The sequence below is a fragment of the Nocardioides sp. CF8 genome (assembly GCF_000389985.1).
Lineage (GTDB): Bacteria > Actinomycetota > Actinomycetes > Propionibacteriales > Nocardioidaceae > Nocardioides > Nocardioides allogilvus.
The window spans coordinates 2,810,735-2,837,002 of record NZ_CM001852.1 but is presented as its reverse complement, the minus strand read 5'-3'; the positions used below and the strand labels follow the sequence as shown (position 1 = coordinate 2,837,002).

The window sequence follows — 26,268 nt, the reverse complement described above, 5'->3', positions numbered from 1 at the left end:
CGCTGCCGTGACGCGCGCCGCCGAGCCCGGTGCCCGCGCCCGCGACGTCTTCACGGCGGCGGCCGGTGCGGGCCGCGAGGCGCTGGCCCGCACGCCCAGCCAGCTCAAGGTCCTGGCCGATGCCGGTGTCGTCGACGCGGGCGGTCGCGGCCTGTGCGTCGTGCTGGACGCTGCCGAGACGGTGACCACCGGCCGGCGGCCACCGCCGGCTCCGGCCGGTGTCCACCGCATCCCGGTGCGGCTGCCCGCGGCCGCCGGTGCCGATCTGTCGCCTGACGGCCCCTCCTACGAGGTGATGTATCTCCTCGATGCCGAGGACAGCGCGATCCCGGTGCTGAAGAAGGCCCTGGCCGGCCTCGGCGACAGCCTCGTCGTCGTCGGCAGCGAGCGCCTCTGGAACGTCCACGTCCACGTCGACGACGTGGGTGCCGCGATCGAGGCCGGCATCGAGGCCGGCCGGCCCTACCGCGTCCGGGTCACCCACTTCGCCGAGCAGGTCGCCGAGAACCGCGAGAGCCGTCGGCCGACCACCCGCAGCGGCCGCAAGGTCGTGGTCGTGGCAGCCGGGCCCGGCCTGGCAGCGCTGTTCGAGGAGGCGGGCGCGGTCGTCGTGCCGGGCGGTCCCGGCCGTCGCCCCTCGACCGGACAGATCCTCGAGGCGATCGTCGCGTGCGGCGCCGCTGAGGTGGTCGTCCTGCCCAACGACGCCGACTCGATCCGGGTCGCCGAGATCGCGGCGCGCACCGCCGAGGAGAGCGGCGAGGTCCGGGTCGAGGTGATCGCCTCGCAGGCCCAGGTGCAGGGCCTCGCGGCGATCGCCGTGCACGAGCCCGGTCGCACCTTCGACCAGGACGTCCGGGAGATGACCGCGACCGCCCGCCACGCCCGTCACGGGGCCGTCACCGTCGCGGCCAAGCAGGCGATGACGATGGCGGGGCCGTGCGAGCCCGGCGACGTCCTCGGTGTCATCGCCGGCGATTTCGTGATCGTCGGCCAGGACGCCCACGCCGTGGCCGTCGGTGTCGTCGAGCGGCTGCTGGGCGGTGGTGGCGAGCTCGTCACGATCGTCTCGGGCGCCGGGGGCGAGGACCTCGCCGCCAGCACTGCGGCGTACGTCGAGACCACGCACCCGACCATCGACGTCACCGTGCACGACGGCGGCCAGGAGCGTTATCCCCTGCTGGTGAGCGTGGAGTGAATGGTCTCGATCACGCCTGAGTCGCCGGTGGCCAGCGTCTTCGGACGCTCACCCAAGCGCAAGCTCGTCGAGGAGGGTCTCGGCATCACGACGGTGGGGGAGCTGCTGCGGCACTTCCCCCGTCGCTACGTCGAGACCACCGAGCTGTCCGAGGTCGGCACCCCCGAAGTCGGGCAGCTGCTGTCGGTCGTCGGCGAGGTCACCAGCAGTGCCGTGCGGCCGTTCCAGCGCGGCCGCAAGACGCAGTTCCGCACCGAGGTCCGCATCCGCACCAACGGGCCGTCGTTCTCGCTGTCGTTCTTCAGCCCCTATGCGGGGCAGGCCAACTCCTACGCCGAGGAGATGGCGCCCGGCAGCCGGGGGCTCTTCACCGGCAAGGCGAAGATCTTCAACGGCAGCTGGCAGCTCGAGCAGCCCCACCAGCTGATGTTCGGCGACGGTGAGGGCGAGGACGAGACGCTCAGCAAGCTGCTGCCGGTCTACCCGCTCACCAACAAGCTCTACGTGTGGGACCTGATCAAGGTGATCCGGGTCGCGCTCGACCTGGTCACCGACGTGCCCGACATGCTGACGCGTGAGCTGCGCGAGCGCTACGACGTGCTCGACGTGATGACCGCCCTCCGGCTGGTGCACGGTCCCGACGACTACGCCCAGGCCGGGGCCGCCCAGCGTCGCTTCCGCTTCGAGGAGGCGCTGGTGCTGCAGCTCGTGCTGGCGCGCCGGCGTGCCGCCCAGCGGGCCCTGGGGGCCCAGGCACGGCTCGGGGGCGGCGGCCTGCTCGCGGCCTTCGACGCCCGGCTGCCCTTCGAGCTCACCGGCGGTCAGCGCGAGATCGGCGCGGTCCTCGAGGCCGAGCTCGCCGAGCCGCACCCGATGAACCGGCTGCTGCAGGGCGAGGTGGGCTCCGGCAAGACGCTGGTCGCCCTGCGCGCGATGCTCCGGGTCGTGGACTCCGGCGGTCAGGCCGTCCTGCTCGCCCCCACCGAGGTGCTCGCCCAGCAGCACCACCGCTCGATCTCCGCGATGCTCGGCGACCTCGCGCAGGGCGGCATGCTCGGCGGCGCCGCCGACGGCACCTCGGTCGCCCTGCTCACCGGGTCGATGTCGAAGGCCGCCAAGGACCAGGCGCTCGACCTGATGGCGAGCGGGGAGGCCGGCCTCGTGATCGGCACCCACGCGCTGCTGGAGGACACCGTCGCCTTCGCCGACCTCGGCCTGGTCGTGGTCGACGAGCAGCACCGCTTCGGGGTGAAGCAACGGGCTGCGCTGACCGACAAGGCCGGGTCGCCGCCCCACGTCCTGGTGATGACCGCGACCCCGATCCCGCGCACCGTCGCGATGACCGTCTTCGGCGACCTCGAGACGTCGGTGCTGACCGAGCTGCCCGCCGGTCGCGCCCCGATCCAGACCAACGTCGTGCCGCTCGTCGACCAGCCGTCGTGGATCGGTCGCGTCTGGGAGCGGGTGCGCGAGGAGGTCGCCAAGGGCCACCAGGTCTACGTCGTGTGCCCCCGCATCAGCGGCGACACCCTCGAGGAGGGCGAGAGCGACCAGCTCGACGTCGACGAGGACGGCGAGGTCACGACGAAGAAGGTGCCGCTCGCCGCCGTGGAGGACCTCCACGAGGAGCTCGCCGGGGGAGCGCTGCAGGGCCTGCGCACCGCCATCCTGCACGGCAAGCTGCCGCCCGACGAGAAGGACCGCACCATGCGCGCCTTCGCGGCCGGGCAGATCGACGTGCTGATCTCCACCACGGTCATCGAGGTCGGTGTGGACGTCCACAACGCCACCACGATGGTGCTCCTCGACGCCGACCGGTTCGGCGTCAGCCAGCTCCACCAGCTCCGCGGGCGCGTCGGTCGAGGCGGGCTGCCGGGCCTGTGCCTGCTGGTGACCCGCGCCGAGGCCGACACCCCGGCCCGCGAGCGGCTCGACGCCGTCGCGTCGACGACCGACGGCTTCGAGCTGAGCAAGGTCGACCTCGAGCAGCGCCGCGAGGGCGACGTGCTCGGGGCCAGCCAGTCGGGCTTCCGCTCGAGCCTGGTCACGCTGCGCGTGCTGCGCGACGAGAAGACGATCATCCGGGCTCGTGAGGCGGCCGACGAGCTGCTGGCGGAGGACGCCGACCTGGCGCCGTACCCCGTGCTGGCGGCAGCCGTGGCAGCGGTCGAGACCTCCCAGCAGTCCGAGTTCGTGGACAAGTCATGACGCGGATCATCGGGGGAGCGGCCGGCGGACGGCGCCTGGTCACACCGCGCGGTGTCGCCACCCGCCCGACCAGCGACCGCGTGCGCGAGGCCCTGTTCTCCGCCATCGAGGCGTGGTGCGGCTCGCTCGACGGCCTGCGGTTCCTCGACCTCTACGCCGGCTCGGGTGCAGTCGGCCTCGAGGCCTGGTCGCGGGGAGCGGGCGTGGTCACGCTCGTCGAGCAGGACCGCAAGACGGCGGCCCTGATCGCACGCAACGCCGAGACCCTGGGCGCCGCGCGGGCCAACGTCACCGCGACCTCGGTGGTCAGCGCGCTGCGCAAGCCGCCCTCGGCGCCCTACGACATCGCCTTCCTGGACCCGCCCTACCCGCTCTCCGACGCCGACGTGACCGCCGCCCTCGCCGACCTCGTGGCCGGCGACTGGCTGGTGCCGGGGGCCCTGGTGGTCGTGGAGCGGTCGGTGCGTGGGCCCGACCTGGCATGGCCGGAGGGTCTCGCGGGGGAGCGGTCGAAGAAGTACGGCGAGACGATGCTTTGGTACGGTCACGCCGCCCCCGCTGCCTCCACCGATGCTCAGGAGTGACCCAGATGCCCGGACGCACCCCCGGCCGGCTCCACAGGGCCGTCTGTCCCGGTTCGTTCGACCCGGTGACCAACGGCCACCTCGACATCATCGAGCGCTCGGCCAAGCTCTTCGACGAGGTCGTCGTCGCTGTCGGCGTCAACAAGTCCAAGAACCGGCTGTTCTCGGCCGAGGAGCGCATCGACATGCTCGCCCAGGCCTGCGCGGGCTGGGACAACGTGCGCGTGGACGGCTTCACCGGTCTGCTCACCGACTTCTGCCAGGAACACCAGATCGATGCGATCGTGAAGGGCCTGCGCGCGGTCAGCGACTTCGACTACGAGCTGCAGATGGCGCAGATGAACTCCAGCCTCGCGCCGGTCGAGACCGTGTTCGTGCCGACCAGCCCCGAGTGGTCGTTCCTGGCCAGCAGCCTGGTCAAGGAAGTGGCCACCTTCGGCGGCGACGTGACCGGTCTGGTGCCCGAGTTCGTGCGCGAGCTGCTGCTCAAGCGGCTGGCCGAGCGCGAGAGCCAGTAGCGACTGACCTCCGTTTTGCCCGTTCACCCGCCGGACGGCTACGATTCCGTGGTTCTGTTCAGTGTCCGGTTTGGAGTGAAGTGATGACCAGCCTGGACCCGAGAGCGCCGCTCGTGCTCGACACACGCGAGCTCGGCCGCCGCCCGGGGTCCCAGCTGGAAATTGTTCGCACCGTCCCGGCGCCGACAGAACTTGGCATCGAAGTCTTGCGTGTCCCCGAAGGCTCGCCGGTCGAACTCGACCTGCGGCTGGAGGCGGTCATGGAGGGCGTGCTGGTCTCCGGCTCCGCTACGGCAGAGCTGGACGGCGAATGCGCACGGTGCCTGGCGCCGATCGAGGACGAGATCTCCGTCCGGCTCCAGGAGCTGTTCGTGTACGACGACGTCCGGCACGACGCGTCCGACACGGACCTTGAGGACGAGACCAGCCGGCTCGAGGACGACCTGCTCGACCTCGAGCCACTGCTGCGGGACGCGGTGGTGCTTGCACTTCCGTTCCAGCCGCTGTGCGAAGAGGACTGTCCCGGTTTGTGCGTCGAGTGTGGCGCCCGACTGGCCGACGATCCCGAGCACGGGCACGAGGAGCCGATCGACCCGAGGTGGGCCGGACTCCAAGGGCTTGAGACACTGCAGGACCCCAGCACCACCACAGACTGAATCCCCAGACTGACACTTACGCCCGAGGCGACTCGGTCGGCAACACAAGGAGAGAACCATGGCTGTTCCGAAGCGGAAGATGTCGCGAAGCAACACGCGCCACCGCCGGTCGCAGTGGAAGGCCGTCGCGCCGAGCCTCGTGACCTGCGCCAACCCGGCCTGTGCCGAGAAGCACCTGCCGCACCGTGCCTGCGGCGCCTGCGGCCAGTACGGCGCCCGCGCCGCCCGTCGCCAGGTCCTCTGAGCGAGTTCAAGCAACTCCGCTGAGCACCCAGGAGCTGCGTGAGGCGCTCGGGAATCCAGTCCTGGATCCCGAGCTCCTCGAGCGCGCGCTGACCCACCGTTCGTTCGCCTACGAGAACGGTGGGCTGCCGACCAACGAGCGCCTCGAGTTCCTCGGCGACTCGGTGCTCGGCGTCGTGGTCACCGAGACGCTCTACACCAGCCACCCCGACCTCTCCGAGGGGCGGCTGGCCAAGCTCCGGGCCGCCGTGGTCAACGCTCGTGCGTTGGCCGACGTGGCTCGCCGGATCGACCTCGGCAAGCACATCAAGCTCGGCCGCGGCGAGGAGTCGACCGGCGGCCGCGAGAAGGCCTCGATCCTCTCCGACACCGTCGAGGCCCTGATCGGTGCGATCCACATGAGCGGCGGCATCGACGCCTCCGCCGACGTCGTGCACCTGCTCTTCGACGACGTGATGACCGCCGCCGCCTCCATGGGGGCCGGACTGGACTGGAAGACCTCCCTGCAGGAGCTGTCCGCGGCCCTGACGCTCGGCGTGCCGGAATACGTGATCGAGGACGACGGCCCCGACCACATGAAGACCTTCGTCGCCCGCGTCCGCGTCGGTGACCAGCTCTACGGCCACGGCACCGGCCGCTCGAAGAAGCAGGCCGAGCAGGGTGCGGCCGAGACCGCCTACCTCGAGCTCTCCGAGGCTCACCCGCAGCCGGTCGGCGACGCAGGCCACCAAGCCTGACCGTGCCCGAGCTCCCAGAGGTCGAGGTCGTCCGCGCGGGGCTGGCCCGTCATGTCACCGGCGCGACCATCACCGGCGTCGAGGTCCTGCACCCGCGTCCGCTGCGTCGTGACCCCCGCGGCTCCGACGGTTTCGTCGCCGACCTGATCGGCCACCGCGTCGAGGCCGTACGCCGCCGCGGGAAGTACTTCTGGCTGGCCCTCAGCTCCGGCGACGCCGTCCTGGGCCACCTCGGCATGAGCGGGCAGATGCTGCTCCAGCAGCCCGGCGCTGGCGACGAGAAGCACCTGCGGGTGCGGTTTCTCCTTGGTTTCGACACGGTCGCGGGGCGACCTGCTCAACCAGCGGAGATCGAGATGCGGTTCGTCGACCAGCGCATGTTCGGCGGCCTGCTCATCTCCGACGGGGGTGCGGAGCTGCCGACGGAGATCGCGCACATCGGCCGCGACCCGCTCGACCCGGAGTTCGACCGCGACGACGTGGTCCGGCGGATGCGTCGCCGTACGGTCGGGATCAAGCGCCAGCTGCTCGACCAGAACCTCGTCTCGGGCATCGGCAACATCTATGCCGACGAGGCGCTGTGGCGAGCGCGGCTCCACTACGACCGTCCCGGTGACCGGCTCACGCTGGCGCAGGCTCGCGACGTGCTCGACCAGGCGAGCGAGGTCATGCGCGACGCGCTCGGGCAGGGCGGCACGTCCTTCGACGCGCTCTACGTCAACGTCAACGGCGAGTCCGGCTACTTCGACCGGTCGCTGCACGCCTACGGCCGCGAGGGGGAGCCCTGCGACCGGTGCGGGACCCCGATGAAGCGAGCGGCCTTCATGAACAGGTCGTCGTTCTTCTGCCCGCAGTGCCAGAAGGCTCCGCGGGCGCGTCGCCCACGTCCCTGACCCGCGCGATTGTCCTGTCCCCAGATTGACCGAAAGCCCTTGCGGTGGGACTGTTGTAGGTGGTCCGAATCGCGGCCACCCCCCAACTCGCGAAAGGCCCCCATCCATGGCCAAGGCGCTGATCGGCTACATGAACAGCGACCTGCGGACCACCGAGGCACTCACCACCGAGAACCGTCGGCTCCGCACCCGCGTCACCGACCTGGAGACGATGATCCTTCGTCTCCAGGCAGAGAACGACCAGCTGCTCGCCCAGCAGACAGCTGGCGTCCTCGCGCCGGAGATGCTCCCCGCCTGATCACCAACAGGTCGTGACCCCCGACGCGCCTGCGTCGTTGAGGTGCCATGCGCACCCTCCCCGCCGCGGTCGCGGCCCTCACCCTCGCCGCCACCGTCGGCGTGAGTGCCCCTGCCCTCGCCCACGGCGATCGTGATCGGCTGGAGCAGAAGCAGGGCAGCTACGACGCCGGCCTCAGTGCCCCGGTCGTCATGAGCCCGAGCGTCAGCCTCGTCGACAGCAACCCCGGTTCGGCCGGGATCTCGGGCTGCTTCATGAAGACGGCGCCCCTGTTCGTCATGTCCGGCCTCGACTCGGTGGTCGTGCACGACATCAGCAACCCGCTCGATCCGCAGCGGGTCGGCACGCTGCCGAGCCTGCAGTTCGAGAACGAGGCGATGAACTGCGGCGAGCGCAAGGTCGGTGGAGTGACCCAGCGGTTCGCCCTCATCGGCGTCGACCTCTACCAGGCCTCACCCGGCGACATCGAGCACGTCAACGACCCGGCGCGCGGCGACTACGAGCTGATCGTCGTCGACGTCACCGACCCCACGGCGCCGAGGATCCGCTCGCGGGTCCCCTCGACCACCAGCACCCACACGGTCACCTGCGTCGTCGACACCGACTGCCGCTACGTCTACTCCGCCGGCGACGACAGCCAGGTGCCCGGCCAGGGGAGCTTCTCGATCTTCGACCTCAGCGACCTCGACCGGCCCGTCGAGGTCGACAGCGACCCGGTCGCCGGGGGAGTGCAGCCGTTCCGCTCCGACGCGGTCGGCTGGGGCGGGCACAAGTGGAACTTCGACGGCGCCGGTCGCGGCGTCCACACGGGTGCGGGCGGGTCCTACGTCTTCGACGTCTCCAACCCCGTGCGCCCCGTGGAGATCGCCAACACGGGGGCGGCCGGGGACTCGTCGCGTGGCGGCATGACCAACGGCTACAACAACTTCATCCACCACAACTCCTTCCACCCCAACGCCGGAGCCTTCCGCCCCGACGCGGCCCCCTCGCTGGCCAACGGCAACATCCTGCTCGTCACCGAGGAGGACTACGAGGACACGAACTGCGCGACCGCCGGGTCGTTCCAGACCTGGCACGTCAAGCGGATGGACGGCTCCGACGGGTCCATCGTGCCGCTCGCCAAGGTGGAGCTGGCCGACCTGGCGACGTACCCGCTGCCGGTCGGGGCGTTCTGCTCGGCCCACTGGTTCGACTACCACCAGTCCGGGCTCGTGTCGGTGGGCTACTACGGCGGTGGCACCCAGATCATCGACGTGTCCGACCCGCTCGCGCCCAGCAGCCACGGCTTCGCCTGGTTCGGTGCCTCCGAGGTCTGGGACAGCTACTGGGTCCCGGTCTACAACTCGCGCGGCGTCGCCACCGGCAAGAAGACCAACCTGGCCTACTCCGTCGACCTCGTGCGTGGCCTCGACGTGCTGGCCGTGGACGTCGACGGTGACGCCGTCGGTGCGGTGCCCGACCCGGTCCTGCTGCCGGGCGGCTCGGGCGCCGACCTCAGGCTCGTCGACGCGGTGCCCGTCGGGGTGCTGGGTGGCCTCGGCGCCCTGCTGGTCGTCGTACGGCGCCGCCGCATCCTGCACCGCGACTGAGGCGAAAACCCGTAGGGCCCGGTCCGGGAGCGCGGTTAGGCTCCCGGACTTGTGAGCCCAATCGTCGAGACCGTGTTTCCCTCGCGGCTCGGCGTGAGCTTCCGCTGGCTCGTCGCGTCGTCGTGGACCACCAACATCGGCGACGGGCTGATGATGGCCGCGGGGCCGCTGCTGGTCGCCTCGCAGACCCACGACCCGGTGCTGGTGGCGGCCGCGGCGATCGCGCGCCAGCTGCCGTGGCTGCTGTTCGGCCTCGTCGCCGGCGCGCTCGCCGACCGGCTCGACCGACGCGTCGTGGTGATGGCGATGGACGGCGCCCGGACGATCGTCCTGGTCGGGCTGTGCGCCGTGATCTACAGCGGGCAGGTCAACATCTGGCTGGTGCTGGCGGCGATGTTCCTGGTCGGGGTCGCCGAGGTGTTCGCGGACACGACCACGAGCACCCTGATGCCGATGCTGGTGGACAAGCGCGACCTCGGCATCGCCAACGCCCGCATCCAGTTCGGCTTCCTCACGGCCAACCAGCTGATCGGCCCCGCGCTCGGCGCGCTGCTGTTCGCGGCCGGGATGGTCTGGCCCTTCCTCATCCAGACGATCTGCGTCGGGCTCGGCGTCGTGCTGGTCTCGCAGATCGCCACGCCCAAGGGCGCCGTGCGCGCGCACGTCGACACCCACGTCCGCCAGGACATCGTCGAGGGCGTGCGCTGGTTGGCGGGCAACGGCCCGGTGCGCACGCTGGCGCTCGTGATCGTCGCCTTCAACATCACGTGGGCGGCCCCGTGGTCGGTGCTGGTGCTCTGGACGCTCGAGCGGGTGGGGATCGGCGAGGCGGGCTTCGGCCTGCTGACCACGGCCTCAGCGCTCGGCGGGCTGCTCGGCACGTTCGCCTACGGACGGATCGAGAAGCGGGTGCCGCTCGCGACGCTGATGCGCGCCGTGCTGCTGTGCGAGGTGGTCTTCCACCTGGCGATGGCGTTCACGACGTCGCCGTACGCCGCCTACCCGCTGATGTTCTTCTTCGGCGCCTACGCCTTCGTCTGGGGCACCCTGTCCAACGCGGTGCGCCAGCGTGCGGTGCCCACGGAGTTCCAGGGGCGCGTCGGCTCGGTCTACATGCTGTGCGTGATGGGCGGCATGCTGATCGGCTCGCTGCTCGGCGGCCTGATCGCGCAGCAGTGGGGCGTGACCGCGCCGTGGTGGTTCGCGTTCGTGGGGTCCGGGCTGACGCTGGCGCTGGTCTGGCGCGAGCTGGCCAAGATCGCCCACGCCGACGAGACGGGCGGCGCGCACCTCCCCGAGGAGTCCCGTCCGGGCCGTTAGGGTGGACGTGCTTCCCCCGGCGTCTGCAAGGATGCCCCACCCGTATTACACAGACGCCGTACTCACCGCGACTGACGAAATTGCAGGGGAGCTGCACGTTGTATCTCAAGAGCCTCACGCTGAAGGGCTTCAAGTCCTTTGCGTCCGCCACGACGCTCCAGCTCGAGCCCGGGATCACCTGCATCGTCGGGCCCAACGGCTCCGGCAAGTCCAACGTCGTGGACGCGCTGGCCTGGGTCATGGGCGAGCAGGGCGCCAAGTCGCTGCGCGGCGGCAAGATGGAGGACGTCATCTTCGCCGGCACCTCCGGTCGCCCGCCGCTCGGGCGCGCCGAGGTCCAGCTGACCATCGACAACAGTGACGGTGCGCTGCCGATCGAGTACGCCGAGGTCACGATCTCGCGCACGATGTTCCGCAACGGCGGCTCTGAGTACGCCATCAACGGCAACAGCTGCCGGCTGCTCGACGTGCAGGAGCTCCTGAGCGACTCCGGCATCGGCCGCGAGATGCACGTCATCGTCGGCCAGGGCCAGCTCGACACGATCCTGCACGCGACCCCCGAGGACCGCCGCGGCTTCATCGAGGAGGCTGCTGGCGTCCTCAAGCACCGCAAGCGCAAGGAGAAGGCGCTCCGCAAGCTCGACTCCACGCAGGCCAACCTCGACCGGCTCAACGATCTGCTCGTCGAGATCCGGCGCCAGCTCAAGCCGCTCGGACGCCAGGCCGAGGTCGCCCGCCGGGCCGCGTCCGTGCAGGCGGACGTGCGAGACGCCCGGGCGCGGCTGGTGGCCGATGACCTGGTCACCGCGCGGCACGCGCTCGAGCAGGAGATGGCCGACGAGACGATCCTCGTCGAGCGCCGCGCCGAGGTCGAGGCGGCGCTGGCGCAGGCACGCGAGCAGGAAGCGACCCTCGAGGCCGCGCTCCGCACCGACCTGCCCCAGCTGGCCAAGGCCCAGGAGACCTGGTTCGCCCTCTCCGGCCTGCGCGAACGCCTGCGCGGCACCCAGTCGCTGGCGGCTGAACGCCTGCGCAACGCCGCTGGTGCCGCCGACATGGACACGGTCGACTCCGGTCGCGACCCCGACGAGCTCGAGGCCCAGGCCGCGCGGGTCCGTGAGCAGGAGACGGCCATCGGCACGCAGGTCGAGGAGCACCGCACCGCTCTCGAGACTGCGGTCGCCGATCGGCGTACGGCGGAGGAGGCCGCGGCAGCAGAGGAGCGCCGCATCGCCGGGCTGGTGCGAGCCGCCGCCGACCGGCGCGAGGGCCTCGCCCGGCTGCACGGCCAGGTCAACGCGCTGAAGTCGCGCGCCGCCGCGGCCGCCGACGAGATCGGCCGGCTCTCCGCCGCCCGCGAGGAGGCGCTCGCCCGCGCCGAGCGGGCCACCAAGGACTTCACCGCGCTCGAGACGAAGGTCGCCGGCCTCGACGCCGGTGAGGAGGGCCTGGACGCCGAGCACGAGGCGGCCGTCGCCGCCCTCGACGACATCGACGAACGCCTGGCCAAGGCCCGCGAGGAGGCCCAGCAGGCCGATCGCGACCGGGCCGGGCTCGTCGCCCGTCGCGACGCCCTCGAGATCGGGCTCAACCGCAAGGACGGCGCCGGCGCCCTGCTCGCAGCCACCGACTCCGACTCCGTCTCCGGGCTGGTGGGCTCGGTGGCAGCCCTGCTGAGCGTGCGGTCGGGCTATGAGGCGGCCGTGGCGGCCGCCCTCGGCAGCGCCGCCGACGCCGTCGTCGTCACCGGCGCCGATGCGGCGCTCGAGGCGATCGCGCACCTCAAGGGCGACGACCTCGGTCGGGCGGGGATGCTGCTCAGCGGCGGCCCCGTGGACGAGGCGGCCTGGCCTGCCCTGCCCCCGCACGCGACGTACGCCCTCGACGCGGTGGAGGCCCCGAGCGAGCTCCGGGCCGCCGTCGCCCGGCTGCTGTTCAAGATCGCCGTCGTCGACGACCTGGCCGCCGCGCGCGCCCTCGTCGCCGACCTGCCCGACCTGACCGCGGTGACCCGGGAGGGTGACCTGATCGGGGCGCACTTCGCGGCCGGTGGTTCGTCGAGCCAGCCGAGCCTGCTCGAGATCCAGGCCGCGGTCGACGAGGCGGTCGGTCAGCTCCAGGAGGCGACGGCCTCGACCGAGCGCCTCGGCTTCGAGATCTCCCGCCTCGAGGCGGAGCGGCACGACGCGCTCAAGCGCGCCGACGTCGCGCTCGCCAAGCTGCACGAGTCGGACGCGACGCTCGCCGCCGTGGCCGAGGAGCTGGGGCAGTACGGCTCGCAGGCGCGATCCGCACGCGGCGAGGCCGAGCGGCTCGAGCGCGCGATCGCCTCGGCCGAGACGGCTCGGGAGAGCGACAGCGCCGGTCTCGCCGACCTCGAGCTGCGACTCGCCACCGCCGAGGAGTCGCCCGACGAGGAGCCGGACGTCACCGAGCGCGAACGCCTCGTCGAGGTGGCCAAGGCTGCCCGTCAGGGCGAGATGGACGCCCGGTTGTCGCTGCGCACGACCGAGGAGCGGGCCCGGGCGCTCAACGGTCGCGCCGACTCGCTGCTGCGCGCTGCCCGGGCCGAGCGTGACTCGCGGGCCAAGGCCGCCGAGCGTCGCGAGCGGCTGATCCGCGAGGGCGCTGCTGCCGATGCGGTCAATGCGGGGGTGACGGTGGTGCTCCAGCGCCTGGAGCGCAGCGTGATGCTGGCGGCCGACGCGCGGGCAGCGGTCGAGGAGTCGCGCCAGGAGCGCGAGCAGCAGCTGCTGACGGTGCGTGGAACCCTGCGCGACCTGGGCCGCGAGCACGACGAGCTCGTCAACTCCGTGCACCGCGACGAGATGGCGCGCACCCAGCAGAAGATGCGGATCGAGCAGCTCGAGGAGCGCGCGCTCGAGGAGCTCGGCCTGGACGCCGACGGCCTGATCAACGACTACGGCCCGACGACCCTGGTGCCGTTCTTCGGGGTCGCCGAGGACGAGACCCCGCCCGAGCCGGTGCCGTTCGTCCGCGAGGAGCAGCAGAAGCGGCTCAAGACCGCCGAGCGTGCGCTGGCGCAGCTCGGCCGGGTCAACCCGCTCGCGCTCGAGGAGTTCTCCGCGATGGAGGAGCGGCACAAGTTCCTCACCGAGCAGCTCGAGGACCTCAAGCGCACCCGCAAGGACCTCCTCGACATCGTGCGTGAGGTCGACGACCGCGTGCAGCAGGTGTTCACCGAGGCCTATGCCGACGTCGAGAAGGCCTTCGACTCGACCTTCGCCCGCCTCTTCCCGGGTGGCGAGGGCCGGCTGGTGCTCACCGACCCCGACGACATGCTCAACACCGGCATCGAGGTCGAGGCCCGACCGGCCGGCAAGAAGGTCAAGCGGCTCTCGCTGCTCTCCGGTGGCGAGCGCTCGCTGGTCGCGGTGGCGTTCCTGGTCGCGCTGTTCAAGGCCCGCCCCTCGCCGTTCTACATCCTCGACGAGGTCGAGGCGGCGCTCGACGACACCAACCTCGGACGGCTGCTGGAGATCTACGAGGAGCTGCGCGAGAACTCCCAGCTGCTGGTCATCACCCACCAGAAGCGCACGATGGAGGTCGGCGACGCGCTCTACGGCGTCACGATGCGCGGCGACGGCGTCACCACCGTCATCTCCCAGCGCCTCGAGCGGGCGGAGTCGGCATGAGCGCCCCTCGCCCCACCCGCGCCGACTACGTCGCGTGGCGCACCGCGACGACGCGCTGGCGCGACGACGACGCCTACGGCCACCTCAACAACGCGACCTACTACGAGCTCTTCGACACGGCCGTCAACGCCCACCTCTACGAGGCGACCGGGGTCGACGTCCGGGCGCTGCCGCAGATCGGGGTCGTGGCCGAGACGTCGTGCCGCTACTTCCGCGAGATCGGCTTCCCCGACCCGATCGAGATGGGGATGGTCGTCGACAAGGTCGGCAACTCCTCGATCGTCTACCGCATCGGGCTGTTCCAGGGCGACTCCGACGAGGCGGCCGCCGAGGGCCGGTTCGTGCACGTCTACGTCGACAACGAGCACGGCGCCGGCAACCGCCCGGTCGTGGCGATGCCCGACGTGATCCGCGCGGCCGTGGAGCCGTTGCTGCGCTGAGCACCGCGGCGGGTGAGCCACAGGTCGCCGTACGACAAGGTGGGTCACGCACCGCCGGGCACGACCGATGTGGTGGGCGACACACCGCAGAGGGGGGTCTTGAATCGCGCTCCGCGCGGCCCTTGTGCCACGGTGTAGGCACGTGCACAACACCTCGGGAGTTGAACCACATGCTGGCGTTCGTCCTCATGATGCTGCTCGTCCTCGTCGTCTCGGCGGCGGTCGTCCTGTACGTCGCCTACCCGCACCGGGGGCAGCAGCTGCCCGTCGTCCCGCAGCTCGGGGACGCGATGCGCAAGGGCGTCGACTCGCTGCCGACCATCGGCGACCACGAGGACATCCGCGCCTGATCCTCGCCTGAGCCCCGTCGTGGGCAGCGTGATTGGATTGCGCCCATGGACTTCCTGGGTGACTGGCTCTATCTGATCATCGGCATCGCCGTCGTCGGCGTGCTGATGCTCGTCGGCCTGCTGACCGGCCGCCGCGGCAAGGCTCCCTCGGTGCCGCGCGCCGGCACCGACGTCATCGCACCCCCGCCCACCGAGGCGGACGTCGAGACACCGACCGAGGTCCCGGCACCCGAGCGGCCGGCGCTCGAGAAGCCGGAGAGCACGGCCTCACGCCTCGTCCGGCTGCGCCAGCGCCTCGCGGGCTCCCAGGGCACTCTGGGCCGCGGCCTGCTCGCCCTGCTGAGCCGCGACCGCCTCGACGAGGACACCTGGGAGTCGATCGAGGACACCCTGCTGACCGCCGACATCGGCGTCGCTCCCACCACCCAGCTGGTCGAGCGCCTGCGGACCCGTCTGCGCGTCGAGGGCGGCCAGGTCGTCGACGCCCGCGCCGTGCTCCGCGAGGAGCTGCTCGAGCTCGTCGACCCGACCATGGACCGTCGCCTGCAGGTGAGCGGTGCGGACGGCCAGCCCGGCGTCGTGCTGGTCGTCGGCGTCAACGGGGCCGGCAAGACCACCACCGTCGGCAAGCTCGCCCGCATCCTCGTTTCGGAGGACCTCACGGTAACCCTCGGCGCGGCCGACACGTTCCGTGCCGCGGCCGTCGAGCAGCTCGCCACGTGGGGCGAGCGGGTCGGCGTCGACGTCGTCCGCGGCCCCGAGGGCTCCGACCCCGCCAGCGTCGCCTTCGAGGCCGTCAAGCAGGGCGTCGAGCAGGGCGTGGACACCGTCATCGTCGACACGGCCGGACGCCTGCAGAACAAGGCCGGCCTCATGGACGAGCTCGGCAAGGTCAAGCGGGTCATCGAGAAGCAGGCGCCCGTGACCGAGGTGCTGCTCGTCCTCGACGCCACCACCGGCCAGAACGGCATGATCCAGGCTCGCGTCTTCAGCGAGATCGTCGACGTGACCGGCATCGTGCTCACCAAGCTCGACGGGTCGGCCAAGGGCGGCATCGTCGTCGCGGTGCAGCGCGAGCTCGGCGTCCCGGTCAAGCTCGTCGGTCTCGGCGAGGGCGCCGACGACCTCGCGCCGTTCGACGCTGGCGCGTTCGTCGACGCACTCCTCGGCGGCTGAACAACCTCAGCGACTCTCCGGCCCCGGATCACTCCGTGGCGGCGGCTGAACCGCCTCAGCGCCGGGAGCGCTCGCGATCGCGCAGTGCGGTGACCGCGTCCTTGACCAGCCGCTCGGCGCGCTGGTCGAAGGTGTGCCCCGCGATGATCCGCAGCGCCTGCGCGCGGCGGGTCTCGGTGTCGGGGAAGGCGGAGTACGGCGGCGTGATCAGCCGCGCCAGGTCGCTCTCGTCGTGGAAGGGCTGGACCAGGTCGCCGAACGTCTCCCGCAGGCCCGCGACCGGGTCGGTGGCGATCCGGGCACCACAGGCAGCCGCGTCGAAGAGCCGGTTGGACAGGAAGCTGTCGCGGCGCATGTCGACGTGGTGGTCGTTGAGGACCACACCGGCGGAGGCATACAGCGCCCCGACCTCGTCGTTGGGCACGCCGGACGACGCGACCGTCGCGGGGTCGAGGAACTCGTCCCAGTCGGCGCCGTGCACGGTCAGGTCGGCCTCGGCGGACAGGGCGGTGCGGACCGCCTGGCGGAAGACGCCGCGCGAGTTGCCGACGAACAGCACGGCCGGGCCGGTGTCCGGGACGCCCCGGTCGGGGTTGAAGAAGCGCGGGTCGGTGCACTGCAGCAGGGGCTCCACCGGGAGGCCCCACTCGCGGCGCACCTGTGCGGGCCAGCTGAGGCTGGCGGCGTAGACGAGGTCGAAGGACTTGAGCTCGGTCAGTGAGACCAGGTCGGGGTGGCTGATGATCCACTGCATGTTGAGCGCGGTCGGGTGCGGCTCGACCAGGTCGAGACCACGCAGCACCAGCACGACGTCGTCGTGCTCGCGCGAGGACCGGTGCCGGGCGTCCCGGGAGTCGACCGAGACGTCCTGACCGCTGCGCTCGAGGGCAGCCCCGAGCGAGCGGGCGAAGTGGGTGTCGCCCCAGCGTTCGCCGCGCGGTCCGGCCGGCGCCGCGGTGTCGATCGTCCAGCGCAGGCGCGGCGGGTGCTCGTCGATGCCGCGCACGTGGCGGACGACCTGCTGCTGCAGCAGGACGGAGTCGGAGTCGGGGTCGTCGGGGTCGGCGGACACGCGCTGGGTGCGGATCCCGGTGACCTCGAACCCGGTGGAGAGCCAGAGTGCGCCGGTGTGGTCCTCGGGGATCGTGTGCCGGCGCGAGCGCAGCGCAGCCATCGCCATCTTGAGGTCGGCGGGCTCGGCGTAGGCCGTGCGCGAGGTGACGCTCACGTCGGGCACCAGCACGCTGCGCCCGACGCCCGTGGCGGCTGCGCGGAGCCCCAGGTCGGTCTCGGCCAGGACGTCGGGGAACGTGGTGTCGAGCCCGTGCAGCGACAGCAGGGCATCGGCGCGCAGCGCCACCATGGGGGCGGCGGGCGCCGGGATCTCGGTCTCGCCCAGCCGGCGGGCGTCGGAGGACGGGTGACCGGCGAACAGGAGCCCGAGGCGGCCGTCGTTCTTCGGGAACCCGGCGCCGGCGGAGATGATCAGTCCCCGACGGTCGAGCACCAGTGGCTGGGCCACGGCGACGTCGGGATCGGCGACGGTCTCGGCGAGGCGCGCCAGGAGCTCGGGCGCGGGCTGGGCCTCCGGGCGGAGGAGGACGACGCGATCACCGGTGGTGTGTGCGATCCCGATGTTGGTCGCCGCCGAGATCCGGGTGCCGGCCGGCACCGAGATGCTGGTGACCGCTGGCAGGAGGCCGGCGAGCGCCGAGGTCAGGAGGTGTGGTCCGCGGCGGTCCCGGGTCGCGACCACGACGACCTCGACGTCCGGCTGCCCGGCGAGCAGCCAGTCGACGGTGCCACGGGAGCCGTGGCCCATCGGCAGCACGATGCTGGTGCGCCCCGCGACGCGCGCAGTGGCCTGGGCGGCCTCCCAGTTGACGGTGGCGGGAGCGTCCGCGGTGACGCCACGCACGAGGACGAGCGGGTTGGCCCAGCCGACGATCTGCGACGAGCGGAGCCGCTCGACGAAGGTCGTGACAGTCTCCTCCGACTCGCCCTCGTCGAAGGTCCCGACCTCCTCGAGGGTCGTACGGCGTACCAACGTCGTCCCCAGGTCGAACTGGGACGGCGTGACGAGCTCGCCCGACAGCCGGGTGTCGGGGCCGGCGAACGCATGGACGGCGGAGCGGTCGCCGGCGCGGAGCACACCGACGCCGCGCGCCAGGAACTCGGGATGCCAGAGGTGACCGGGCTCGAGGAAGGCGAGGAACTCGCCGCGGGCGCGCTGGATGCCGCGGTTGAGGGTGCGACCGAGCTGGGTGCGGGAGCCGAGAACGACCCGGACCCGGGGATCGCGGGTGGCGGCCTCGGTCGCCACGCTGCTGGTGGCGTCGATGGAGCCGCGGTCGAGGACGAGCAGCTCCCACTGGTCGAGGGTCTGGTCCTGGAGGGCCGCGATCGTCGGCTCGAGGAGCGGGCCGACGTCCTGGGCGCTCATCAGGACGGTGACGACCGGGCCGGCGGTGTCGGGGGAGTGCTGGTGCGCGCCGGGGTTGGCGTCGAGGTAGGACAGCACCTGCCACTCGCGGGCGGCGCGCAGCGCGTTGTCGCGGAACTCGCCCCACTGCAGGTGCGGGTAGCCGCGACGGACCGGCATCGGTGTCTCGCGCGTCGCGTGGTCGGACCACCAGGCCAGCGGACCGAACTCGTGGTCGCGGGCAGCGGGGTTCTCCTCGAGGATCCGCTCCGTGTTGATGAGCGGGTGCGGGGCCAGCCGGTTGCGCCGCGGGCCCTCGGTGACGTACCAGAGCGACGGCGGCAGGTCACCGGCCTGCCACACGCCCTTGCCCGGCAGCCAGGTCGCCTCGAAGAGCGGGTGCGGGGAGATGTCGGGGGTGTTGATGACGGCGCGGGCGGCGTCCTCGGCCGTGGTCGGCTGGGTGCCGAGCTGGGCGCCGATCCAGTCGAGGTCGAGCAGCCCCGACGCGACCAGGTCACGGGCGGAGTGCCGGGCCGCCGAGCTCATGAGGGGTTCGATCACGCGATCACCCCGCGGCCCGACGAGAGGCTCGGTCCTGACCGGTCAGCATCGGCTCGATGAACGTGGCGAAGTCCTTCGCCATCCGCTGCGGCGGGCGGGACCGGGCGGCGTTGAGCGAGGACGCGTGCGCAGCCCTCGCCCGCTCGGGGTCGTCGACGAGCTCGCTGATCGTCGAGCGCAGGGTCTCCTTCAGGGAGCGGTCGTCGCGCGGGTTGAACAGGCGTACGTGTGGCTCGTCGGCGAGGTCGAGCAGCGCACCGGTGCGCGGGCCGACGATCGGCAGGCCGAAGGTCTGCGCGAGCCAGAAGACGCCGGAGTTGAGGATGCGGGAGTAGGGCAGCACCGCGAGGTCGGCGGCGCCGAACCACACCTGCAGCTGGTCGTCGGGCACGTGCGAGAACTCCGAGAGCACCCGTGAGGACTGCTCGCAGCGTCGCTGCAGGCCGGCCGTCTCCTCGTTGGCGGCGGGCTTGCCGGCCACCAGCAGGTGGAGGCTGGCATCCTCCTCGGCGAGCTCGTGGAAGACGTCGAGCAGTCGCCCCAGGCCCTTGTAGGGGCGGATGCCGCCGAGGGCGACCAGCACCTTGTCCTGCGCGGACAGCCCGAGCTGGGCGCGGGCCGCGTCACGGCTGATCCAGTCGGGATATTGCCCGACGTAGCTCGAGTGCTCGATGACCACGACGCGGCGCGGGTCGAGGCGGAGCACCTCGGAGGCCTGGCGCGCGGTGATCTCGGACAGTGCGTGGATCGCGTCGGCCCGGTCGGCCAGGAGCTGCGCCAGCTGGGTCTCGGCCCAGACGTGGCGCGCCTCGTGCGGCAGGACGTTGTGCAGCGTCCACACCAGTCGACCGCCGGCGGTGCGGAACTTGTGCAAGGCGGCGCTGAAGCGGTCGAGCTCAATGGCAGCCCGGAAGGGGCCGGTGGCGTACTGCAGGATCGGCGTCGTCCAGTGGATGTTGAGGATGCCCGGGACCGACGCGACCGAGCGGTTCTCGAGGTGCTCGATCACGTCGCTGACGGCCTTCGGATAGGCATCGACGGAGCCGAGCCCGGCGAAGAGCATCCCCTGGTAGGGGTTGGCGCGGTTGTAGTCCGGGAAGTAGTGCAGTGCCCGCTGCGGTGGCGGCGTCGACTGGTCGCGGCGACCAGTGGCCACACAGTCCTCGAGCTCCCGAGCCCGCAGGTCCCACGTGTGCTCGCGCACGACGCGCTCGCGCAGGTCAGCGACGAGGGAGCAGATCTCCTCGGGGTCGGCCAGCAGGGACGTGATCAGGTCGCCCAGTCCATCCGAGGTGGTGTAGGTCGGGACCTCGAGCCCCGCCTCGGTGGCGCCCAGCCTGGAGTTGACGATCGGCAGCGAGCCGCACGCGATGCTCTCGAAGAAGTGGGCCGGCATCGTGGCATCGCCGACTGCTGTGCGGGGCAGCTCGATCACCGTCAGGGCGGAGCGGGTCAGCACCTCGGGGGCGCGCAGCCAGGCGATGGGCTCCTCGAGCCGGCCGAGGAGGCTGGAGCGCATGTTGCGCTGCGGCTCGGCATAGACGGTCAGGGGCACGGTGAACCGCACGTCGTTGATCAGCGGCTGGATCGCACGGCCGCGTTCGACGTACACGCCCAGGCTGGCGACGCCGTCGCGCGCTTCGGTGTCGGGCTCGCGAGGCGCGAAGAGCTCGATGTCGGCGGCGTTGCGCAGCACGTCGAGTCGGCCGGCGGAGGTCGTCGACAGCAGGCTGCGGCCCACCTCGGAGCCGACCAGGACCTGGTCGTAGGCCATCAGGTGGTCGAGCTCGGCCCAGGCCTCGACGTCGCTGTGCGCCCACGCCATCCGCCAGGCGCCGGCCGGGGCCTGGGAGGGATCGGCATCGGGGGTGGTCGCGATCCAGATGTCGGCGGCACCGCCGAGGTGCCACCTGTGGCGGGGGACGAGCCGCACGCCGTAGCCACGGTCGGCCAGCGCGAGCCCGAGCCCCGCGGCCGCGATCAGGTCGGGGGTGGCGTGGCGCAGGTCGACGGAGTGCACGAAGAACAGCACGCGCTCGCTGTCGCCGGTCGCGAGCTCGCCGTCGATGAGCTGGCGGTAGGCCGCTCGCCGCCGGTCGACGGAGGAGAGCTCCTCCGCGTCGTGGGGGGAGGTCGAGCCGGGGCTCATGCAGGGTCCCCGTGGCGTTGTTCGGAGGAGCGAAGCGGGGGAGAAGAACGTCGTGGGGTGCTCATGCGCCGTCCTTGCGGCGACGTGCCCGCTCGACCACGGTGGCCACGGCGCGTACGGCGCGGGAGTCGCGGGCCAGGAAGAGGTCCTGCTCGAGCGAGGCGACCTGGTCCTGGGCGAGGTCGCGCTCGCGCGAGACCTGGGCGACGCGGGCGCGGAGCAGGACGTTCTTGTGGCGCAGCCGTTGCAGGCGCTCCTGGAGGTCGTTGATCTGGCGGTCCATCGAGAGCAGCTCGTCCTTGCCGGACTGCATCTCCCGGGCGATGGTGGCGCGCTCCCGGGCGAGCAGCTCACGGGTGCGCTCGAGCTCGTGGGCGAGCCGGCGGACCTCGGCGGCGCTCGCCTCGTCGGCGTCGGGGGACTGCGGCCGGGCGGTGGTGAACGAGGGGAAGCGCGCGACCGTGATGTGGCGGCGCTCGTCGAGCGCCACCGCGGCGTCTGACTCGAGCACGAACCCGGCCGAGGCGATCGGCCCGCTGAGGTCGCGGACACCGGAGACGACGACGAGCGCGCCCGGCACCAGGGCGCCGGTGCCGAGGGTGCGGAAGAACTGGTCGGCGTCACGGCTCTCGTCGAGGACGTCCTCGACGACCACGACGTCGACGGGCGCGACCAGGAAGGGCTGTGCCCAGTCGTCCACGGCGTCGCGACGGCCCACGTCGGGCCCCCACTGCTCGTCCGGCTCGGCGGGCCAGCGCAGGCACTCGACCTCCCGGTCGTGCTCCTGCGCGAGCCGGACCGGCACCGTCGAGGCGTCCAGCGCGATGTGCAGGACTCGCGGGCCACCGGCGAGCGTCCGCTCGATGACGGTAGCGACGTCGTCGCGGCCCTTGGTCGTCATCGCTCGCTCACCTCGGTCCCCTTGTCGGTCGCGACGGCGAGCTCCTCGCCGCGCTCCACATCGGCCGGCCACGGCACGTGTGAGACAGCATCATTGCGCCCGTCTCGTCCGGCGCGCGCGTCGGTGGCCGCGAGCTCGACCAACGAGTCGAACTCGTCGAGCCACTCGGGTGCCGCGGCGGCGACCTTGCGGCGCCAGTTCTTGAGCCACTTGCCCTCGAGCTGGCCCAGCGCGGCCTCGCCGTCGCCGCCGAGCGCGCGCTCGACGAACAGGTAGCGGTTCCGCGTCATGTAGTAGAGGTGGTACGGCGACGGCAGCGCCCCGCTCGAGCGCTGGTGGTGCACCATGCGCGCCCGCTGCTCGACCATGACCCGCCAGCCGGCGCGGCGGACGTCGCGACACCAGTGGGTCTCCTCGAAGTAGAGGAAGTAGTCCTCGGGCAGCAGCCCGACCGTCTCCAGCACGGTCCGGCGGGTGAGGAGCGACGCCCCGGTGACGTAGTCGACGTCGCGCGCGACGGGGGCGCTGACCTTGGCCAGCTCGCGGCCCTGGTGCAGGTGTCGTGTCTCGCCCGCCTTGGCCTCGTCGACGATGCCCCCGTCGAACCAGACCGTCTCGGGGGCGCCGGGCGCGGCCGGTTGCACGATCCGGGGCCCGACCACTCCGCAGTCGGGCACGTCGGCGAGCAGCTCCAGCAGGCGCGGCAGCGTCTCGGGCTCGATCCGGGTGTCGGGGTTGAGCAGCCAGACGAACTCGTTGCCGCGCTCCAGGCAGTGCCGGATGCCGACGTTGGAGCCGCCGGCATAGCCGATGTTGCCGCCGCTCGACAGCACGACTGCACGGTCGCCCACGAGCGCACGCAGGGTCGCCAGTGACTGCGCGGAGTCCGAGTTGTCCACCACGACGACGTCCATGTCGAGGTCGTGCGAGGCCTCGAGGGACGCGATGCAGCCGACGGTGTCCTCGGCGCTGTCGTGATTGACGAGTACGACGCCGGTGCGCGCCGTGCGATCGGCGCTGCTTCCGGTCATGCGGGGAGTGTATCGATGAGCGGCCGCTGTGCGCCCGGGCGGCGTCGTTCATGCGGACGTAACACCACGACGAAATCTGTTGCCCGAACGCAACATGAAGCGGCGAGCGGTGAAACGTCGCGCGGTCAGGGTTCTCGTATCAGGTGGACCCGTGCACGACACCGTCGTCGTGCAGGCGTGGCCCACCCCCGAACGTTCCCTGGAGGTTCTGTGGACGGCTACTACGCGTTCATGCTGATCGCGACTGCCTTTGTGCTGATGATGACCGTGCCTGCCCTGGCACTCTTCTACGGCGGCATGTCGCGATCGAAGTCCGTGCTCAACATGATCATGATGTCGTTCATCGCGGCAGCCATCGTCGGCATCCTGTACGTCGCGGTCGGCTGGTCGATGGGCTTCGGGGGCGAGGGCACGTTCTTCGCCAACCCCTTCGAGCTGTTCTGGCTCGGCGGCGTCACGACCGACAACTACATCTACGTGATGTTCCAGATGACCTTCGCGATCATCACCGCCGCGCTGATCAGCGGCGCCGTCGCGGACCGGCTGAAGTTCTCGGCCTGGGTGGTCTTCCTGCCCCTGTGGGCCGTCATCGTCTACTTCCCGATGGCGCACATGGTCTTCAGCTGCACCGATGACTCGCTCATCTGCGGCCGCATCGGCGCCCAGGACTACGCCGGCGGTACGGCGGTCCACATCAACGCCGGTGTCGCGGCGCTGGTCCTGGTGCTGCTGCTCGGCAAGCGGATCGGCTGGCCCAAGGAGCAGATGCGCCCGCACAACCTGACGCTGACCATGCTCGGCGCGGGCATGCTGTGGCTCGGCTGGTACGGCTTCAACGTCGGCTCGATCGTCTTCGGCACGACCTTCGACGAGGACCCGACCGCGTTCCTCGCGCAGTTCTACTCCGAGACGGGTCGCACCTTCGCCAACACCACGCTGGCCACCTTCGCCGCGATCCTCGGCTGGCTGCTGATCGAGCGGCTGCTGCACGGCAAGGCCACCTCGCTCGGTGCCGCGTCCGGCATCGTGGCGGGTCTCGTCGCCATCACCCCGGCGGCCGGCGCCGTCGACATCGAGGGCGCGGTGGCGATCGGCTTCATCGCCGGTGGCCTGTGCGCCTGGGCCGTCAGCCTGAAGTACAAGCTCGGCTACGACGACTCGCTCGACGTGGTCGGCGTGCACCTGGTCGGCGGCATCGTCGGCACGGTCCTGATCGGCCTGTTCTCCACCTCCGAGGGTGCCGGCGGCATCGACGGCCTCCTGTACGGCGGCGGGTTCGGCTCGCTGGGTGACCAGTCCCTGGGTGTCCTGGTCGCGGTCGTCTACTCGGGCGTGCTGACCACGATCATCGGCCTGGCCATCAAGTACACGATCGGGCTGCGCCTCGACGAGGAGGACGAGGTCAACGGCATCGACCTCGCCGAGCACGGCGAGTCCGCCTACGACCTGCACAGCGGCAGCAGCGGCGGCGGCAAGAGCGTCCTGGCCGCGAGCACCTCCAGCACCTCGAGCACCGAAGGAGCCAACGCATGAAGCTCGTCACCGCAGTCATCAAGCCCCACAAGTGGGAGGACGTCCGCGAGGCGCTGGAGACCTTCGGCGTCACGGGGATGACCGTCTCCGAGGTCAGCGGCTACGGCCGGCAGAAGGGGCACACCGAGGTCTACCGCGGTGCGGAGTACGACATCGCCCTGGTGCCCAAGATCCGCCTCGAGATCGTCGTGGACGACGCCGACGCCGAGGACGTCGTCGGCATCGTCGTCAAGACCGCCCAGACGGGACGGATCGGCGACGGCAAGGTCTGGGTCAGCCCGGTCGAGACCGTGGTCCGCGTCCGCACGGGGGACAAGGACGAAGCAGCGATCTGATCGAGCGCGTGACCCGTTGCCCCGCCGGGATGGTCCGGTGGGGCAGCGGGCCGCGTTCATTTACCTGTCTGAAACACAGAGTGTCGGTGTGTGAAACGCGAGGCACGGAAGGTGACGTCCCATGACTTCCCTCGACTCCGGTGACACCGCCTGGCTCCTGGTCTCCGCGGCCCTGGTCCTGCTGATGGCCCCCGGCCTGGCCCTGTTCTACGGCGGCATGGTCCGCTCGAAGGGCGTGCTGAACATGATGATGATGACGTTCGGCTCGCTCGCCGTCATCACGGTCGTGTGGGTGCTCGTCGGCTACTCGCTCGCGTTCGGCGACGACCTCGGCGGCGGCCTGGTCGGCGACCCGCGGCAGTACGCCGGCCTCTCCTCCCTGATGTCCGAGGACAGCAACACCGGCACCGTCCCGCACATCCTGTTCGCGGTCTTCCAGGGACTGTTCTGCGTCATCACCGGTGCTCTCGTCTCCGGAGCGATCGCCGACCGGGCCCGCTTCGGTGCCTGGATGGTGTTCGTGACCGTGTGGACCCTGCTGGTCTACGCGCCCGTCGCGCACTGGGTCTTCGACTTCTCCGCCGGTGACCACACCGGCGGCTGGATCGCCAACCGGCTCGGTGCCATCGACTTCGCGGGCGGCATGGCCGTCGAGATCTGCTCCGGCGCCTCCGCCCTCGCGCTGGCCCTCGTCCTCGGCCCCCGCCTCGGCTTCGGCAAGGACCCGATGCGCCCCCACAACCTGACGCTGGTCATGCTCGGCGCCGGCCTGCTGTGGGTCGGCTGGTTCGGCTTCAACGCCGGCTCCGCGCTCGCCGCCAACCAGTCCGCCGCGATCGTCTTCACCACGACCCTGGTCGCCGGCGCGGCCGGTGCCCTCGGCTGGCTCGCGCTGGAGCGCGTCCGCGACGGGCACGCGACGTCCCTGGGTGCGGCTTCCGGCCTGGTCGCCGGCCTGGTCGCGATCACGCCGTCGTGCGGATCGGTCACCCCGATCGGCGCCATCGTGATGGGCCTCGTCGCCGGTGTCGTCTGCGCCCTTGCGGTCGGCCTCAAGTACCGCTGGCGCTACGACGACTCGCTCGACGTCGTCGGCGTGCACCTCGTCGGCGGCCTGGTCGGCACCTTCGGGATCGGCCTGCTCGCGTCCGCGGCCGCACCGACCGGCGTCGACGGCCTGTTGTACGGCGGAGGCGCGGACCAGCTCGGCAAGCAGCTCGTCGGCGGTGGGGCCGTCCTGGTCTACGCGTTCGTCGTGTCCGGCATCATCGGTCTCGTGGTCGACAAGGTCATGGGCTTCCGGATCCACGAGGAGCACGAGATCAGCGGCATCGACCTGATCATCCACGCCGAGACGGCCTACGACCTGCACGCCACCGCGGGAAGCCGTTCGGGCTCCTCGTTCCTGGACAACCTGACCCGTCACGACGACAACGAACAGAGGGACCGGCCATGAAGCTCGTCACT

22 protein-coding genes are annotated in these 26,268 nt (G+C 71.5%); 18 read left to right on the top strand and 4 right to left on the bottom strand.

Going from position 1 to position 26,268, the window contains the following annotated elements; all coding sequences use genetic code 11:
* The 15 genes from CF8_RS13850 to ftsY all read left to right on the top strand — a co-directional run.
* Positions 1–1,198 (top strand): DAK2 domain-containing protein (locus tag CF8_RS13850; protein WP_051204222.1); only part of this gene is annotated, 1,198 nt, incomplete at its 5' end.
* A complete protein-coding gene (locus tag CF8_RS13845) occupies positions 1,199–3,406 on the top strand; it encodes an ATP-dependent DNA helicase RecG (protein WP_010833732.1) in 2,208 nt (735 codons plus the stop codon). It begins immediately after the preceding gene.
* Complete coding sequence (gene rsmD, locus CF8_RS13840; RefSeq protein WP_010833731.1) at positions 3,403–3,990, top strand: 16S rRNA (guanine(966)-N(2))-methyltransferase RsmD; 588 nt, start codon at positions 3,403–3,405, stop codon at positions 3,988–3,990. Before CF8_RS13845 ends, rsmD begins: the two co-directional genes overlap by 4 nt.
* A 5-nt stretch (positions 3,991–3,995) precedes the next feature.
* Entirely contained in the window at positions 3,996–4,508 is a 513-nt protein-coding gene (gene coaD / locus CF8_RS13835) for a pantetheine-phosphate adenylyltransferase (protein ID WP_036491053.1), read from the top strand.
* An 83-nt stretch (positions 4,509–4,591) separates the two neighbouring features.
* Entirely contained in the window at positions 4,592–5,164 is a 573-nt protein-coding gene (locus CF8_RS13830; RefSeq protein WP_036491050.1) for a YceD family protein, read from the top strand.
* Between the two features lie 58 nt (positions 5,165–5,222).
* Entirely contained in the window at positions 5,223–5,408 is a 186-nt protein-coding gene (gene rpmF, locus CF8_RS13825) for a 50S ribosomal protein L32 (RefSeq protein ID WP_036491049.1), read from the top strand.
* The gene (gene rnc, locus CF8_RS13820) at positions 5,350–6,144 is read left to right on the top strand and encodes a ribonuclease III (RefSeq protein ID WP_010833728.1); all 795 of its coding nucleotides are present in this window, start codon (positions 5,350–5,352) and stop codon (positions 6,142–6,144) included. The genes rpmF and rnc overlap by 59 nt, the downstream gene beginning before the upstream one ends.
* A gap of 2 nt (positions 6,145–6,146) precedes the next feature.
* The gene (gene mutM, locus CF8_RS13815; protein WP_010833727.1) at positions 6,147–7,037 is read left to right on the top strand and encodes a bifunctional DNA-formamidopyrimidine glycosylase/DNA-(apurinic or apyrimidinic site) lyase; all 891 of its coding nucleotides are present in this window, start codon (positions 6,147–6,149) and stop codon (positions 7,035–7,037) included.
* Between the two features lie 106 nt (positions 7,038–7,143).
* Positions 7,144–7,335, top strand: coding sequence for a hypothetical protein (locus CF8_RS13810; RefSeq protein ID WP_036491047.1), 192 nt, complete (start codon positions 7,144–7,146; stop codon positions 7,333–7,335).
* A 47-nt stretch (positions 7,336–7,382) separates the two neighbouring features.
* The gene (locus CF8_RS13805; protein WP_010833726.1) at positions 7,383–8,924 is read left to right on the top strand and encodes a hypothetical protein; all 1,542 of its coding nucleotides are present in this window, start codon (positions 7,383–7,385) and stop codon (positions 8,922–8,924) included.
* 51 nt (positions 8,925–8,975) lie between these two features.
* Positions 8,976–10,244: an MFS transporter gene (locus CF8_RS13800; protein WP_010833725.1), complete on the top strand. Its 1,269-nt coding sequence runs from the start codon at positions 8,976–8,978 to the stop codon at positions 10,242–10,244.
* A gap of 98 nt (positions 10,245–10,342) precedes the next feature.
* A complete protein-coding gene (gene smc, locus CF8_RS13795) occupies positions 10,343–13,900 on the top strand; it encodes a chromosome segregation protein SMC (RefSeq protein ID WP_010833724.1) in 3,558 nt (1,185 codons plus the stop codon).
* Positions 13,897–14,340: an acyl-CoA thioesterase gene (locus CF8_RS13790; RefSeq protein WP_010833723.1), complete on the top strand. Its 444-nt coding sequence runs from the start codon at positions 13,897–13,899 to the stop codon at positions 14,338–14,340. The genes smc and CF8_RS13790 overlap by 4 nt, the downstream gene beginning before the upstream one ends.
* Before the next feature lie 170 nt (positions 14,341–14,510).
* Positions 14,511–14,690 (top strand): hypothetical protein, encoded by a 180-nt coding sequence (locus CF8_RS13785; protein ID WP_036491045.1) that lies wholly within the window; start codon positions 14,511–14,513, stop codon positions 14,688–14,690.
* A gap of 45 nt (positions 14,691–14,735) precedes the next feature.
* Positions 14,736–15,866: a signal recognition particle-docking protein FtsY gene (ftsY, locus tag CF8_RS13780; RefSeq protein ID WP_010833722.1), complete on the top strand. Its 1,131-nt coding sequence runs from the start codon at positions 14,736–14,738 to the stop codon at positions 15,864–15,866.
* 55 nt (positions 15,867–15,921) lie between these two features.
* Here ftsY and CF8_RS21085 read toward each other — a convergent pair whose 3' ends face one another.
* From CF8_RS21085 to CF8_RS21075, 4 genes are all read right to left on the bottom strand, one after another.
* Positions 15,922–18,852 (bottom strand): glycosyltransferase, encoded by a 2,931-nt coding sequence (locus CF8_RS21085; RefSeq protein ID WP_010833721.1) that lies wholly within the window; start codon positions 18,850–18,852, stop codon positions 15,922–15,924.
* A 4-nt stretch (positions 18,853–18,856) separates the two neighbouring features.
* Positions 18,857–21,001, bottom strand: coding sequence for a glycosyltransferase family protein (locus CF8_RS21080; protein ID WP_010833720.1), 2,145 nt, complete (start codon positions 20,999–21,001; stop codon positions 18,857–18,859).
* Positions 21,002–21,062: 61 nt separating this feature from the next.
* Positions 21,063–21,902: a hypothetical protein gene (locus tag CF8_RS13765; protein WP_010833719.1), complete on the bottom strand. Its 840-nt coding sequence runs from the start codon at positions 21,900–21,902 to the stop codon at positions 21,063–21,065.
* Positions 21,899–22,933: a glycosyltransferase family 2 protein gene (locus CF8_RS21075; protein WP_010833718.1), complete on the bottom strand. Its 1,035-nt coding sequence runs from the start codon at positions 22,931–22,933 to the stop codon at positions 21,899–21,901. The genes CF8_RS13765 and CF8_RS21075 overlap by 4 nt, the downstream gene beginning before the upstream one ends.
* A gap of 210 nt (positions 22,934–23,143) precedes the next feature.
* On the opposite strand from CF8_RS21075, the gene CF8_RS13755 reads away from it, so the two are divergent.
* From CF8_RS13755 to CF8_RS13745, 3 genes are all read left to right on the top strand, one after another.
* The gene (locus tag CF8_RS13755; protein ID WP_010833717.1) at positions 23,144–24,466 is read left to right on the top strand and encodes an ammonium transporter; all 1,323 of its coding nucleotides are present in this window, start codon (positions 23,144–23,146) and stop codon (positions 24,464–24,466) included.
* On the top strand, positions 24,463–24,801 hold the full coding sequence (locus tag CF8_RS13750; protein ID WP_010833716.1) for a P-II family nitrogen regulator: 339 nt from the start codon (positions 24,463–24,465) through the stop codon (positions 24,799–24,801). The genes CF8_RS13755 and CF8_RS13750 overlap by 4 nt, the downstream gene beginning before the upstream one ends.
* Positions 24,802–24,922: 121 nt before the next feature.
* Positions 24,923–26,257 carry an ammonium transporter gene (locus CF8_RS13745; protein WP_010833715.1) on the top strand — a complete coding sequence of 445 codons (1,335 nt, stop codon included), beginning with the start codon at positions 24,923–24,925 and terminating at the stop codon, positions 26,255–26,257.
* Positions 26,258–26,268: the final 11 nt, after the last annotated feature.